Below are 13,929 nucleotides of genomic sequence, written 5' to 3'. Positions count from 1 at the left end.
AATGAACCATGTCCGCTGAAAAACAGAAGTACGGTGTCCACTCCGAAGCCGGCAAACTGCGCAAAGTGATGGTTTGCTCGCCGGGCCTGGCGCACAAGCGCCTGACGCCGAGCAACTGTGACGAGCTGCTGTTCGACGATGTGATCTGGGTCGACCAGGCCAAGCGTGACCATTTCGACTTCGTCACCAAGATGCGCGAACGTGGCGTGGATGTGCTGGAGATGCACAACCTGCTGACCGACATCGTCCAGCAACCCGAAGCGCTGAAGTGGATTCTCGATCGCAAGATCACCCCTGACACTGTCGGTGTCGGCCTGACCAACGAAGTGCGCAGCTGGCTCGAAGGCCTCGAACCGCGCCACCTGGCCGAGTTCCTGATTGGCGGCGTGGCTGGCCAGGACCTGCCGCAGAGCGAAGGTGCCGAAGTGGTCAAGATGTACAACGACTACCTGGGCCACTCCAGCTTCATCCTGCCACCGCTGCCCAACACCCAGTTCACCCGTGACACCACCTGCTGGATCTACGGCGGCGTGACGCTGAACCCGATGTACTGGCCGGCGCGACGTCAGGAAACCCTGCTGACCACCGCCATCTACAAGTTCCACCCGCAGTTCACCAATGCCGACTTCCAGATCTGGTACGGCGACCCGGACAAGGAACACGGCCAGTCCACCCTCGAAGGCGGCGATGTCATGCCGATCGGCAAGGGCATCGTGCTGATCGGCATGGGCGAGCGCACCTCGCGCCAGGCCATCGGCCAGCTGGCACAGAACCTGTTCGCCAAGGGTGCGGTGGAAAAGGTCATTGTTGCCGGCCTGCCCAAATCGCGTGCCGCCATGCACCTGGATACCGTGTTCAGCTTCTGCGACCGCGACCTGGTCACGGTCTTCCCGGAAGTGGTCAAGGAGATCGTGCCGTTCATCATCCGCCCGGACGAGAGCAAGCCATACGGCATGGACGTGCGCCGCGAACACAAGTCGTTCATCGAGGTGGTGGGCGAGCAACTGGGGGTCAAGCTGCGCGTGGTCGAAACCGGCGGCAACAGCTTCGCCGCCGAACGCGAGCAGTGGGATGACGGCAACAACGTGGTGGCCATCGAGCCGGGCGTGGTCATTGGCTACGACCGCAACACCTACACCAATACCCTGCTGCGCAAAGCCGGGATCGAAGTCATCACCATCAGCGCCGGTGAACTGGGCCGCGGCCGTGGCGGCGGCCACTGCATGACCTGCCCGATCGTACGCGACCCGATCGACTACTAACGACCATACCCCCGGCCGCCCAAACCCAGCGGCGGCCGGTGCGTTCACCAAACTCAAGGAGATAAGTCATGGCGTTCAACATTCACAACCGCAACCTGCTCAGCCTGGAACACCACACCACCCGCGAGCTGCGCTACCTGCTGGACCTGTCCCGCGACCTCAAGCGCGCCAAGTACACCGGCACCGAGCAACAGCACCTGAAGGGCAACAACATCGCCCTGATCTTCGAAAAGACTTCCACCCGTACCCGCTGCGCCTTCGAAGTGGCCGCCTATGACCAGGGCGCCAACGTCACCTACATCGACCCGACCTCCTCGCAGATCGGCCACAAGGAAAGCATGAAGGATACCGCCCGCGTGCTCGGGCGCATGTACGACGCCATCGAGTACCGTGGCTTCAAGCAGGAAATCGTCGAGGAGCTGGCCAAGTTCGCCGGCGTGCCGGTGTTCAACGGCCTGACCGACGAATACCACCCGACCCAGATGATCGCCGACGTGCTGACCATGCGCGAGCACAGCGACAAGCCGCTGCACGACATCAGCTACGCCTACCTGGGCGACGCCCGCAACAACATGGGCAACTCGCTGCTGCTGATCGGTGCCAAGCTCGGCATGGATGTGCGCATCGCTGCGCCCAAGGCGCTGTGGCCACATGACGACCTGGTCGAGCGTTGCCGCAAGTACGCCGAGGAAAGCGGCGCGCGCATCACCCTCACCGAAGACCCGATTGCCGCAGTCAAAGGCGTGGACTTCGTGCACACCGACGTCTGGGTATCGATGGGCGAGCCGATCGAGGCCTGGGGCGAGCGCATCAAGCTGCTCAAGCCGTACCAGGTCAACACGCAGCTGATGAAGTCCACCGGCAACCCGCGGACCAAGTTCATGCACTGCCTGCCGGCGTTCCACAACTCCGAAACCAAGGTGGGCAAGCAGATCGCCGAACAGTACCCGGACCTGGCCAACGGTATCGAAGTGACTGACGACGTGTTCGAGTCGCCAGCCTGCATCGCCTTCGAGCAGGCGGAAAACCGCATGCACACGATCAAGGCGATCCTGGTGTCGACCCTGGCTGACCTGTAAGCCTTGTCCGCCTACCGGGGGACTGCGTTGTACTTGTGGGAGCGGGCATGCCCGCGAATGCGTCAGCCGCACCAGTGATGGTGCCTGGCCTGGCCTCTTCGCGGGCACGCCCGCTCCCACAGGGAACCCTGCAACCTCCGTGTAGCGGCAGCTCATTCTTTTCGTTAAAGGACATTCCCCATGCGTATCGTTGTTGCATTGGGCGGCAACGCCCTGCTGCGTCGCGGCGAGCCCATGACCGCTGACAACCAGCGCGCCAATATCCGCACCGCCACCGAGCAGATCGCCAAGATCCACCCTGGCAACGAACTGGTCATCGCCCACGGCAACGGCCCGCAAGTCGGCCTGCTGTCGCTGCAAGGGCTTTCCTACAAGCCCGACGAGGCCTACCCGCTGGACGTGCTCGGTGCCGAGACCGAGGGCATGATCGGCTACATGATCGAGCAGGAGCTGGGCAACCTGCTGGCCTTCGAAGTGCCGTTCGCCACCCTGCTGACCCAGGTGGAGGTGGACGCCAACGACCCCGCCTTCAAGGACCCGACCAAGTTCATCGGCCCGGTGTATGCCAAGGATGAGGCCGAGCGCCTGGCCAAGGAAAAAGGCTGGGTGGTCAAGGCCGACGGCGACAAGTACCGCCGCGTGGTGGCCAGCCCGAAACCCAAGCGCATCTTCGAGATCCGCCCGATCAAGTGGCTGCTGGAAAAGAACAGCATCGTGATTTGCGCCGGTGGTGGCGGCATCCCCACCATGTACGACGAAAACCGCAAGCTCAAGGGTATCGAGGCGGTGATCGACAAAGACCTGTGCTCGGCCCTGCTGGCCGAGCAGCTGGATGCCGACCTGCTGATCATCGCCACGGACGTCGATGCCGCCTATATTGACTGGGGCAAACCCACGCAGAAAGCCATCGCCCAGGCCCACCCCGACGAACTCGAACGCCTGGGTTTCGCCGCCGGCTCCATGGGGCCCAAGGTGCAAGCGGCCTGCGACTTTGCCCGCCATACCGGCAAGGTGGCGGTGATCAGTTCGCTGGAAAACATCGAGGACATCGTCAAAGGCACCGCCGGTACACGTGTTTCCACCGCGAAGCCGGGTATCAGCTACCGTTGAATGCAGTGGGCGGGCGCTTGCTGCCCGCCATTTTCGACCTTCCAGAGGAGCTTGCCATGGCCCAGTACCACCCCGGTCATGTACACATCGAGCGCACCGCGCTGAACAAGAACGACCACAGCTATGACCTGAACATCGAATACGAGGCTGCGTCGGACCCCAAGGAAGGCAGAGGTATCCAGTTTCGTATGCATGGCAGCATCGAGGGCAAGCCAGTGGAAGAAAAGTTCTTCCTGGCCAAGGACCAGGTGCTACCCAGTTTTCTCATGGTCCTCAGCCGCAAGGCCCAGTCATACCTGGCGCCGCCCAAGAAATTCGAGAGCCTGGGTTCGCCGCACAAACTCTACGACCATATGTTCTCGGACATCCGTGAAAAACTCGATGTGAAGTCGGGCGACCCGATCAAGCCTGAACATCTGGAGTGATGCCACCCTTGTGGGGCTGCTGTGCAGCCCATCGCGACGCAAGGCCGCTCCTACAACGGTGATGTATTCTGGGCTGTGGCCCATTGGGGCGCAGCTCATTCCCTGTAGGAGCGGCCTTGCGTCGCGATGGGCCGCAAAGCGGCCCCGGCGTTGTTGAGGCATACTACCGCCGTCCCCGGCCACCACCTCACCGTCCCCATGCGCATCCACGTCAGCTTCATCGACCGCGTCGGCATCACCCAGGAAGTCCTCGCCCTGCTCGGTGCCCGCAACCTCAACCTGGACGCAGTGGAGATGGTCCCGCCGAACGTCTACATCGACGCCCCCACCCTCAGCCCCGCCGTACTCGAAGAACTCCACGACGCGCTGTTCGAGGTACAGGGCGTGCAATCGGTGGAAGTGGTCGACATCCTTCCCGGCCAACGCCGCCACCTGCAGCTCGACGCCCTGCTGGCGGCGATGAGCGACCCGGTACTGGCGGTGGACAGTGCCGGCAAGGTGCTGCTGGCCAACCCGGCACTGATCGAACTGTGCGGCCGCGAATCCGCAGGGCGCTCGGTGGGCGAGTTGTTCGGCGACCCGGCGCTGCTGCAGGCATTGCTGGACAACAACTTCCACCTGCCCATGCGCGAGATGCAGCTCAACGGCCAGAGCCTGCTGCTGGACGCCACGCCAATCACCAACGCCGGTGGCCTGCTGACACTGTACCCGCCCACACGCATGGGCGAACGCCTGTCGGCCCTGCATCATGACCATGCCGAGGGCTTCGATGCCTTGCTCGGCGAGTCGCCGGCCATCCGCACCCTCAAGGCCCGCGCCCTGCGTGTGGCGACGCTCGATGCGCCGCTGCTGGTGCACGGCGAAACCGGCACCGGCAAAGAGCTGGTAGCCCGCGCCTGCCACGCCATCAGCAGCCGCCACGCGGCGCCCTTCCTGGCGCTGAACTGCGCTGCGCTGCCCGAGAGCCTGGCCGAAAGCGAACTGTTCGGCTACGCCCCGGGCGCCTTCACCGGCGCGCAACGAGGCGGCAAGCCCGGGCTGATGGAGCTGGCCAACCAGGGCACGGTGTTTCTCGATGAAATCGGCGAAATGTCGCCGTACCTGCAGGCCAAGCTGCTGCGCTTTCTCAGCGATGGCAGTTTCCGCCGGGTAGGTGGCGACCGTGAAGTGAAGGTGGATGTACGCATCATCAGCGCCACCCACCGTGACCTGGAACGCATGGTCGCCGACGGTAGCTTCCGTGAAGACCTGTTCTACCGCCTCAACGTGCTCAACCTGCAGGTACCGCCGCTACGCGACCGAGGCCAGGACATCCTGATGCTGGCGCATTTCTTCATGCAACAGGCCTGCACGCAGATCCAGCGCCCGCCCTGCCGGCTGGCCCCGGCCACCCATTGCGCACTGCTGGCCAACCCTTGGCCAGGCAATGTGCGCCAGTTGCAGAACGTGATCTTTCGCGCTGCGGCCATCTGCGATGGCAACCTGGTGGATATCGGCGACCTGGACATCGCCGGCACCTCGGTGGCGCGTGGCCAGGACGGCGAAGTGGCCAGCTTGGAGCAGGCGGTGGCCGATTTCGAGCGCGAGCTGCTGCAACGCCTGTACACCAGCTACCCATCGACACGGCAACTGGCCGGGCGCTTGCAAACCTCGCACACCGCCATTGCCCAGCGCCTGCGTAAATATGGCATACCCGGCAAGGCTTGATCGGATGTTGTTCAGCCGGTTCCCAGGGCTTCCTGCAGCACCTGCTCGAGGATTACGAAATACGCCCTTATGTGGGCCTGCTTCAAGGCCTGCGGCCGAGTAACCATATAGACCTCCATGTCTGGCAGGCGCAGGTCCGGGAACAGCTCGATCAGATCGTTCGCCAGTATCCTCGGCAGTGCGGCAACGCCCATGCCCCGCCTCACCGATTCGAGCTGTGCGGTGAACGAACTCACGCGTATGGGCGCCCGATCCAGCCCCGCTGCCTTGGCCGCACGCAGTTGCGGTAACGCATCCAGCGGCGGCAGCAGGCCGATATTGACCGCCGTGGCCGGGGTAACGCCCGGGTAGCGCTGCAGGTAACCAGCAGTGGCGAACACGCCATAGCCAAGCCGGCCTATGGGCCGATAGATCAGTGAGGGTTCGCCCAGGTGGACCGTGCGCACGGCAATGTCCGCCACGCCGCGGGCAATCTTGTGAAAGTCGGCGGCCACGGTCAGCTCCACCGAACAACCCGGGTGCAGGCTGGTAAAGCGATCGGCCGCCTCCAGCACGCTCGTCGAGAAGCCGTCCCCTGCGCTCACCTGGACAGTGCCAGAGAGTGCACAAGGCAGATCGTCGTCGCCGCCTCGCGTTTGCCGGCGCAGGCCAGCTTCTGCTGCCAGGGCCACCTCTACCAGCGCTTGGCCGCGCGAAGTCAGCCTGCAACCTTCTACGCCCCGCTCGACCAGCGGCTCGGCCAGTGCGGCCTCAAGCTGGGTCAGGCGACGCGACACGGTCGACGCCGCGATGCCCAGCAACTCGCCAGCGCGAAGAAAGCTGCCCCGCCGCGCTACCGCCAGCAGCAGCCGAAGATCATCCCAGTTTTCCTGCAACGCCATCTGTGCCGGCCTCTCCACGCTTTGCGAATATGCAAAGCGATTATGCAGTAGCCGCTGTTTTTCGACAGCAAGCCCGGGAGTACCTTGGGCCCTCCCTGAACGAATGGAATGCAATGCATGATGACTGGCCCCAAGGACTATGCCCAGCGTGCCGCCAACGCCTTCAACCAGCGTGATGTGCAAGGGCTGCTGGCATTGGTTGACGAAGACTTCGTGTACCTGGATGGCATGACCAGGCAAACCGGGCGCGAAGCCATGCGCGCCCGCGAGTTGGCGTTGTTCAGCGCTTTCCCTGATGCCCAGGTGGCCCTGACCCCGTTCATGGTCGCGGACGATCGGCTGGCCATGAGCGCCGTCCTGACCGGCACCTTCAGCTCGCCGCTGTGGCTCCCGGCAGGGGTGATCGTTCCGGCCCATGGGCGCCGGGTCTGCCTGCAATATGCGGCCCACTTCACCTTCAGAAACGGCCTGGCGGTTCGCGAAACGGTGTTTTTCGACAGTGCCACGTTGCGGCCATCTGCCGAACAGGGCGAGGGGTGAGCCATGCGCAATGTGTTCGTGACCGGTGCAACCGGCTTGCTGGGCAACAACCTGGTGCGTGAACTGGTCGCACGTGGCTACACGGTCAAAGGGCTGGTGCGGTCGAGCGCAAAGGGCCGACAGCAGTTTGCCGATCTGCCCGAAGTGGAGCTGGTGGAAGGCGACATGGCCAATGTCGACGCCTTCGCGGCGGCGTTGCACGGCTGCGATACGGTATTCCATACGGCGGCGTTCTTTCGCGACAACTACAAGGGCGGCAGCCATTGGCAGGCACTTGAGCAGATCAATGTGAGCGGTACCCGCCGCCTGCTGGAACAGGCCTACCAGGCCGGCATCCGCCGGTTCATTCACACCTCGTCCATTGCGGTGCTCGACGGCGCACCTGGCACAGCCATCGATGAGACATGCCTGCGGGCCGAAGCAGATGCCGATGACTACTACCGCAGCAAGATCCTCGCTGACCGTGTGGTGGCTGCGTTTCTCCAGGCCCACCCCGACATGTACGCCTGCATGGTACTCCCAGGCTGGATGTGGGGCCCTGGCGACATCGGCCCGACGTCGGCCGGGCAACTGGTCAACGATGTGGTGCAGGGCAAACTGCCGGGCTTGATCCCGGGTAGCTTTTCAGTGGTGGATGCCCGCGATGTGGCTTTGGCGCAGATTGCCGCGGCCACCCAAGGACGCAGCGGTGAACGCTACCTGGCCGCTGGGCGGCATATGACCATGGCCGAACTGGTACCGATAGTGGGCCGTCTGGCCGGCGTACGCACGCCCACACGGCATTTGCCGTTGCCGTTGCTGTTCTGCCTGGCCGCAATCCAGGAAATGTATGCGCGGCTCACCGGCAAGCCCATCCTGCTAAGCTTGGCCACGCTGCGCCTGCTGGTGCGGGAAAAGGACCGTACACGCTTCAACCACAGCAAAAGCGAACACGCGCTCGGGCTGAGTTTCAGGGCGCTGGAACTGACTGTCGCCGATACCGTGGCGTGGTATCGAGACCACGGCTGGTTTGCACGACACGGCTCGTTCACGAAACAGGAAAGCCACTAGCCCATGGACAGGGAAATAATCCTGATGCGCCACGGCCAGCCGGCGCTGGTTGCCGGCAAAAAAAAAGTGTCCGCACTCGATATGCAGGGCTGGATCAACGGCTACAACCGCGCCGGAATCATCGACCAGCCCGTCCCGGCCGCCAGCCTGCAGCTTGCCACGCGGGCACGGGTGATCGTGTCGAGCACAGCGCCACGTGCATTGAGCTCGCTACAGGCGCTTGGCCTTGAGCCCAGCCACGTCGATGCACTTTTTTGTGAAGCGCAGCTGCCGTATGGCCAATGGAGGTTACCTCGACTTTCACCGTCGACCTGGGCATTCATCCTTCGCCTGCTGTGGTTGTGCGGTTACTCGCGCGATGTCGAAACCGTCAGCGCTGCCAGGCTCCGTGCCAGCATGGCAGCGCAACGGTTACTGTCACTTGCCAGCGAGGGGCCGGTACTGCTGCTGGGTCATGGCTTGATGAACCGGATGATTGCCAGGCAACTGATGGCACACGGGTGGACTCGCCGGAGCCACAACGGCAGCCACTACTGGAGCGCAGTCGTGCTTGCCAAGCGCATTGATAGCCCGACCCGAACAGGGGAAGCCCGATGACACGAACGCAGCGCTGATAAACTGTCGAACAGCCCCTTACGATGCGCCGGCCGGGTCATGACCTTTACGGTTTTTTTACTCGACAATGCGGTGGCGCTGTAAATACTGCCCGGGATATTCCAAGCGAGCCTGTTCGATGCCTCTCCCCGCGCTGCGCTTCATCGCCTTCATCATCGGTGTGTTCCTGATCACGTTGTCCCTCAGCATGGTCGTACCCATGGCCACGTTGATCCTGTACAGCCGCAGCGACGATCTTGGCGCGTTTCTCTGGTCGAGCCTGATCGCGCTGTGCGCTGGCCTGGTGCTGGTAGCCCGCGGCGTACCTGAAGCGCCGCAGATCCGCGCCAGGGACATGTATTTCCTGACCACCGCAAGCTGGATCGTGGTCTGCGCGTTCGCCGCCTTGCCCATGGTGCTGATCCGCCACATCAGCTACACCGATGCATTCTTCGAAACCATGTCGGGCATCACCACCACCGGCTCCACGGTCCTGACCGGCCTCGACAGCGCCTCGCCCGGGCTGTTGATCTGGCGCTCGATGCTGCACTGGCTCGGCGGCATCGGCTTCATTGGCATGGCCGTCGCGGTCTTGCCACTGTTGCGCGTCGGTGGCATGCGCCTGTTCCAGACCGAATCTTCGGACTGGTCGGACAAAGTCACACCGCGCTCGCACGTCGCGGCGAAGATGATTCTGGCGGTGTACCTGGGGCTCACCGCAGTCGGCACGCTGGCGCTGTGGGCCGCCGGGATGACCCCGTTCGAAGCCATCAACCATGCAATGTCACTGATCTCGACCGGTGGCTTCTCGACCTCCGATGCATCGCTCGGGCACTGGACCCAGCCCGCAGTGCACTGGGTGGCGGTGGTCATCATGATCCTCGGCAGCCTGCCCTTCACCTTGTATGTGGCGACCTTGCGCGGCCACCGCCGGGCCTTGATCAAGGATCATCAGGTACGCGGCTTCCTCGGCTTTCTGGCTTTCGTGTCGGTCACGGTGGGCACGTGGCTCTGCTGGCACAGCGACTTGTCGTGGTGGGACGCGTTGCGGATCGTGGCGGTCAATGTCACCTCGGTGGTCACCACGACGGGGATTGCGGTCGGTGACTACACGCTGTGGGGCAGCTTTGCGGTGCTGTTGTTCTTCTACCTGACCTTCGTCGGGGGCTGTTCAGGGTCGACGGCCGGGGGCCTGAAAATCTTCCGCTTCCAGGTGGCGGCATCGTTGCTGGTCAGCAGCCTGAAGCAGTTGATCCATCCGCGCGCGACGATTTCGAAGAAGTACAATGGCCACCCCATCGACGAAGATATCGTACGCTCGCTGCTGACCTTCTCGTTCTTCTTCTTCATCACCATTGCGGTGATCGCCCTGCTGCTGACCCTGATCGGCCTCGACTGGACCACGGCCTTGAGCGGTGCCGCCACCGCCGTGTGCAATGTCGGGCCCGGATTGGGCAATCTGATTGGACCGGCCGGCAATTTTGCTTCGCTGCCCGATGCGGCGAAGTGGTTGCTGACGATCGGCATGCTGCTGGGCCGGCTCGAAATTCTTACCGTGCTGGTTCTGGTTGCCCCCGCATTCTGGCGCTTCTAGGCAGAACTGAGGCGCGCCTGCAAGGCACTTCCATAGGCGACGGCCTGTGGTGCTGGCGGCATCACTGTAGCTATTTCATTACACCGTATTTAATTCGATACAGGCTTGCCTGGGAGGCCCTGGGCAAGGGTTTGATCCTCCTACGCTTTTTCTGCAGCGGTTGCTTGTAGCGTTTTCATTCCACTGTGAACACGTCAAGCGCTGGCCTAAAACATAACTAGTTGATTTAAAAGACCTTTTAACGATTGGCCGCATTTTTGCTAAGGGAATCCCAACCCAAGAGCGCGGAACCACCGCGCCCAACGCCCCTGCTTCCCGAGGATTCCCCATGAGCGAGTTGCGTTTCACTGAAGATCACGAATGGCTGCGCGTCGAAGCCGATGGCAGCGTTACCGTGGGCATTACCGCCTACGCCCAGAACGCCCTTGGCGACGTGGTTTTCGTGCAACTGCCAGAGTTGCAGCAGTATGAGAAAGGCAGCGAAGCGTCCACCGTCGAGTCGGTCAAGGCGGCCAGCGGCGTGTACATGCCGCTGACCGGTGAAGTGGTGCAGGTCAACGACCAGCTCGAAGACAGCCCGGAACTGGTCAACGAAGACCCGCTGGGTGAAGGCTGGTTCTTCCGCTTCATTCCCGCCGATGCCAGCGCCGTAGCCGACCTGCTCGACCAGGAGGCCTACAACCGCCTGATCAAAGCCAACGACGACGCCTGAGGACCTGCGCCATGACCATCAACCTCGGCACCGCCAACGAATTCATCGCCCGTCACATCGGCCCGCGTGCCGCTGACGAACAAGCCATGCTGGCCGCCCTCGGCTTCGACTCGCTGGAGGCCATGACCGACGCGGTCATCCCCGACAGCATCAAGGGCACCAGCGTGCTGGGTGCGCACGACGGCCAGAGCGAAGCCGACGCGCTCGCTGCGCTCAAGGCCATTGCCGGCAAGAACCAGCTGTTCAAGAGCTACATCGGCCAGGGCTACTACAACACCCACACCCCGGCACCGATCCTGCGCAACCTGCTGGAAAACCCCGCCTGGTACACCGCCTACACCCCCTACCAGCCAGAAATCTCCCAGGGCCGCCTGGAAGCGCTGCTGAACTTCCAGACCCTGATCAGCGACCTGACCGGCCTGCCGATCGCCAACGCCTCGCTGCTCGACGAAGCCACCGCCGCGGCCGAGGCCATGACCTTCTGCAAGCGCTTGTCGAAGAACAAGGCCAGCCATGCCTTCTTCGCCTCGGTACACTGCCACCCGCAAACCCTCGACGTGCTGCGCACCCGTGCCGAGCCGCTGGGTATCGAGATCGTGGTGGCTGACGAGCGCGAGCTGGATGATGTCAGCGGGTTCTTCGGCGCCCTGCTGCAATACCCCGCCAGCAACGGTGAAGTGTTCGACTACCGCGAGGTGGTGCAGCGCTTCCACGCGGCCAATGCCCTGGTGGCCGTGGCCGCTGACCTGCTGGCCCTGACCCTGCTGACCCCACCGGGTGAATTCGACGCCGACGTGGCCATCGGCAGCGCCCAGCGCTTCGGCGTGCCACTGGGCTTCGGCGGCCCGCACGCGGCCTACTTCGCCACCCGCGATGCGTTCAAGCGCGACATGCCGGGCCGCCTGGTCGGCGTGTCGATCGACCGCTTCGGCAAGACCGCCCTGCGCCTGGCCATGCAAACCCGCGAACAGCACATCCGCCGCGAGAAGGCCACCAGCAACATCTGCACCGCCCAGGTGCTGCTGGCCAACATCGCCAGCATGTTCGCCGTATACCACGGCCCGGCCGGCCTCAAGCGCATCGCCGAACGCACCCATGCGCTGACCGCGATCCTGGCCGCCGGCCTGAAGGCACTGGGCCTCCAGGTAGTCGGCAGCAGCGCTTTCGACACCCTGACCCTGGCCACCGGCAATGCCACCGCGAGCCTGCATGAAAAGGCCCGCGCCCAGGGTATCAACCTGCGCCAGATCGACGCCGACCACCTCGGCCTGTCGCTCGACGAAACCAGCAGCCAGGCCGATGTCGAAGCCCTGTGGCAGTTGCTCGGTGGCGACCAGGCGCAGCCAGACTTCAACGCCCTGGCCAGCCGCACCGGCTCGCTGCTGCCTGCGGCGCTGCTGCGTCAGTCGGCCATCCTCCAGCACCCGGTGTTCAACCGCTACCACAGCGAAACCGAGCTGATGCGCTACCTGCGCCGCCTGGCCGACAAGGACCTGGCGCTGGACCGCAGCATGATCCCGCTGGGCTCGTGCACCATGAAGCTCAACGCCGCCAGCGAAATGATCCCGGTCACCTGGGCCGAGTTCGGCAACCTGCACCCGTTCGCCCCGGCCGAGCAGAGCCAGGGCTACCTGCAGTTGACCACCGAGCTGGAGGCCATGCTCTGCGCTGCCACCGGCTATGACGCCGTGTCGCTGCAGCCCAACGCCGGTTCGCAGGGCGAGTATGCCGGCCTGCTGGCCATCCGCGCCTACCACCGCAGCCGTGGCGAAGGCCACCGCGACATCTGCCTGATCCCGTCGTCGGCCCACGGCACCAACCCGGCCACCGCGCACATGGCCGGTATGCGCGTGGTGGTCACCGCCTGTGACGCCCGCGGCAACGTCGATGTCGAGGACCTGCGCGCCAAAGCCATCGAACACCGCGAGCGCCTGGCCGCGATCATGATCACCTACCCGTCGACCCACGGCGTGTTCGAGGAAGCGATCGGCGAAATCTGCGCGATCATCCACGACAACGGCGGCCAGGTGTACATCGACGGCGCCAACATGAACGCCATGGTCGGCCTGTGCGCGCCGGGCAAGTTCGGTGGCGATGTTTCCCACCTGAACCTGCACAAGACCTTCTGCATCCCGCACGGTGGTGGCGGCCCAGGCGTCGGCCCGATCGGCGTCAAGTCGCACCTGGCACCGTTCCTGCCCGGCCACGCGCAGCTGGACAACACCGCAGGCGCGGTATGTGCCGCGCCGTTCGGCAGCGCCAGCATCCTGCCGATCACCTGGATGTACATTCGCATGATGGGCGGTGCCGGCCTCAAGCGTGCCTCGCAGATGGCGATCCTCAACGCCAACTACATCGCTCGCCGCCTGGAAGAGCACTATCCTGTTCTGTACACCGGCGGCAATGGCCTGGTGGCCCACGAGTGCATCCTCGACCTGCGCCCGCTGAAGGACACCAGCGGCATCAGCGTCGACGACGTGGCCAAGCGCCTGATCGACTTCGGTTTCCACGCCCCGACCATGTCCTTCCCGGTGGCCGGTACGTTGATGATCGAACCGACCGAAAGCGAGTCCAAGGAAGAACTGGACCGCTTCTGCGACGCGATGATCCAGATCCGCGAAGAAATCCGCGCGGTCGAGAACGGCAGCCTGGACAAGGACGACAACCCGCTGAAGAACGCGCCGCACACCGCGGCCGAGCTGGTTGGCGAATGGGCCCACGGCTACAGCCGCGAGCAGGCGGTGTACCCGCTGCCGAGCCTGGTGGAAGGCAAGTACTGGCCGCCGGTCGGTCGGGTCGACAACGTGTTCGGCGACCGCAACCTGGTTTGCGCCTGCCCGTCGATCGAGAGCTATCAGGACGCCTGATAGCCCCCGCGCCCGCTACCTTGCTTGAGGTGTGGGCCTCTGTGGGAGCGGGCATGCCCGCTCCCACAGGGTTCACCAAATCCGCCCAATATTCCTGGCTGGAGGTCT

The 13,929-nt window shown here is 63.8% G+C and carries 12 protein-coding genes; 11 read left to right on the top strand and 1 reads right to left on the bottom strand.

The genetic code is table 11. The features are described from left to right. Positions 1 to 8: 8 nt before the first annotated feature. The 5 genes from arcA (at position 9) to ACJA3S_RS04940 (ending at position 5,583) form a co-directional block, all read left to right on the top strand. Positions 9 to 1,262 (top strand): arginine deiminase, encoded by a 1,254-nt coding sequence (gene arcA / locus ACJA3S_RS04960; protein ID WP_085624058.1) that lies wholly within the window; start codon positions 9 to 11, stop codon positions 1,260 to 1,262. A gap of 68 nt (positions 1,263 to 1,330) precedes the next feature. Next, complete coding sequence (locus tag ACJA3S_RS04955; protein WP_406821017.1) at positions 1,331 to 2,341, top strand: ornithine carbamoyltransferase; 1,011 nt, start codon at positions 1,331 to 1,333, stop codon at positions 2,339 to 2,341. 180 nt (positions 2,342 to 2,521) lie between these two features. Continuing rightward, on the top strand, positions 2,522 to 3,451 hold the full coding sequence (gene arcC, locus ACJA3S_RS04950; protein ID WP_406821016.1) for a carbamate kinase: 930 nt from the start codon (positions 2,522 to 2,524) through the stop codon (positions 3,449 to 3,451). Between the two features lie 56 nt (positions 3,452 to 3,507). Beyond that, positions 3,508 to 3,876, top strand: a complete 369-nt coding sequence (locus ACJA3S_RS04945) for a DUF5064 family protein (protein WP_406821015.1) — start codon at positions 3,508 to 3,510, stop codon at positions 3,874 to 3,876. A gap of 198 nt (positions 3,877 to 4,074) precedes the next feature. Then, positions 4,075 to 5,583: a sigma-54-dependent transcriptional regulator gene (locus tag ACJA3S_RS04940; RefSeq protein ID WP_406822206.1), complete on the top strand. Its 1,509-nt coding sequence runs from the start codon at positions 4,075 to 4,077 to the stop codon at positions 5,581 to 5,583. 11 nt (positions 5,584 to 5,594) lie between these two features. On the opposite strand, the gene ACJA3S_RS04935 is transcribed toward ACJA3S_RS04940, so the two are convergent. Then, positions 5,595 to 6,464: a LysR family transcriptional regulator gene (locus ACJA3S_RS04935; protein WP_406821014.1), complete on the bottom strand. Its 870-nt coding sequence runs from the start codon at positions 6,462 to 6,464 to the stop codon at positions 5,595 to 5,597. A 117-nt stretch (positions 6,465 to 6,581) separates the two neighbouring features. Here ACJA3S_RS04935 and ACJA3S_RS04930 point away from each other — a divergent pair, with 117 nt between their 5' ends. The 6 genes from ACJA3S_RS04930 to gcvP all read left to right on the top strand — a co-directional run bounded on the left by ACJA3S_RS04930 (position 6,582) and on the right by gcvP (position 13,821). Beyond that, a complete protein-coding gene (locus tag ACJA3S_RS04930; RefSeq protein WP_186686163.1) occupies positions 6,582 to 7,004 on the top strand; it encodes an ester cyclase in 423 nt (140 codons plus the stop codon). A gap of 3 nt (positions 7,005 to 7,007) precedes the next feature. Then, entirely contained in the window at positions 7,008 to 8,054 is a 1,047-nt protein-coding gene (locus ACJA3S_RS04925) for an SDR family oxidoreductase (protein ID WP_406821013.1), read from the top strand. Positions 8,055 to 8,057: 3 nt separating this feature from the next. Continuing rightward, positions 8,058 to 8,651, top strand: a complete 594-nt coding sequence (locus tag ACJA3S_RS04920; RefSeq protein WP_406821012.1) for a histidine phosphatase family protein — start codon at positions 8,058 to 8,060, stop codon at positions 8,649 to 8,651. A 136-nt stretch (positions 8,652 to 8,787) separates the two neighbouring features. Then, a complete protein-coding gene (locus ACJA3S_RS04915) occupies positions 8,788 to 10,242 on the top strand; it encodes a TrkH family potassium uptake protein (protein ID WP_406821011.1) in 1,455 nt (484 codons plus the stop codon). 328 nt (positions 10,243 to 10,570) lie between these two features. Next, on the top strand, positions 10,571 to 10,954 hold the full coding sequence (gcvH, locus tag ACJA3S_RS04910; protein WP_406821010.1) for a glycine cleavage system protein GcvH: 384 nt from the start codon (positions 10,571 to 10,573) through the stop codon (positions 10,952 to 10,954). Positions 10,955 to 10,965: 11 nt separating this feature from the next. After that, positions 10,966 to 13,821 carry an aminomethyl-transferring glycine dehydrogenase gene (gene gcvP, locus ACJA3S_RS04905; protein ID WP_406821009.1) on the top strand — a complete coding sequence of 952 codons (2,856 nt, stop codon included), beginning with the start codon at positions 10,966 to 10,968 and terminating at the stop codon, positions 13,819 to 13,821. The last annotated feature ends 108 nt before the right edge of the window (positions 13,822 to 13,929 follow it).

The sequence above is a fragment of the Pseudomonas sp. KnCO4 genome (assembly GCF_045344305.1).
GTDB lineage: Bacteria > Pseudomonadota > Gammaproteobacteria > Pseudomonadales > Pseudomonadaceae > Aquipseudomonas > Aquipseudomonas anuradhapurensis.
This window is presented reverse-complemented; position numbering and strand designations above follow the sequence as displayed.

What these genes read in the sequence shown, in the direction of transcription:
- ACJA3S_RS04940 (WP_406822206.1), top strand. Translation starts at nt 4,075, where the DNA reads ATGCGCATCCACGTCAGCTTCATCGACCGCGTCGGCATCACCCAGGAA.
- ACJA3S_RS04945 (WP_406821015.1), top strand. Translation starts at nt 3,508, where the DNA reads ATGGCCCAGTACCACCCCGGTCATGTACACATCGAGCGCACCGCGCTG.
- gcvP (WP_406821009.1), top strand. Translation starts at nt 10,966, where the DNA reads ATGACCATCAACCTCGGCACCGCCAACGAATTCATCGCCCGTCACATC.
- ACJA3S_RS04935 (WP_406821014.1), bottom strand. Translation starts at nt 6,464, where the DNA reads ATGGCGTTGCAGGAAAACTGGGATGATCTTCGGCTGCTGCTGGCGGTA.
- arcA (WP_085624058.1), top strand. Translation starts at nt 9, where the DNA reads ATGTCCGCTGAAAAACAGAAGTACGGTGTCCACTCCGAAGCCGGCAAA.
- ACJA3S_RS04925 (WP_406821013.1), top strand. Translation starts at nt 7,008, where the DNA reads ATGCGCAATGTGTTCGTGACCGGTGCAACCGGCTTGCTGGGCAACAAC.
- ACJA3S_RS04915 (WP_406821011.1), top strand. Translation starts at nt 8,788, where the DNA reads ATGCCTCTCCCCGCGCTGCGCTTCATCGCCTTCATCATCGGTGTGTTC.
- ACJA3S_RS04920 (WP_406821012.1), top strand. Translation starts at nt 8,058, where the DNA reads ATGGACAGGGAAATAATCCTGATGCGCCACGGCCAGCCGGCGCTGGTT.
- arcC (WP_406821016.1), top strand. Translation starts at nt 2,522, where the DNA reads ATGCGTATCGTTGTTGCATTGGGCGGCAACGCCCTGCTGCGTCGCGGC.
- gcvH (WP_406821010.1), top strand. Translation starts at nt 10,571, where the DNA reads ATGAGCGAGTTGCGTTTCACTGAAGATCACGAATGGCTGCGCGTCGAA.
- ACJA3S_RS04930 (WP_186686163.1), top strand. Translation starts at nt 6,582, where the DNA reads ATGATGACTGGCCCCAAGGACTATGCCCAGCGTGCCGCCAACGCCTTC.
- ACJA3S_RS04955 (WP_406821017.1), top strand. Translation starts at nt 1,331, where the DNA reads ATGGCGTTCAACATTCACAACCGCAACCTGCTCAGCCTGGAACACCAC.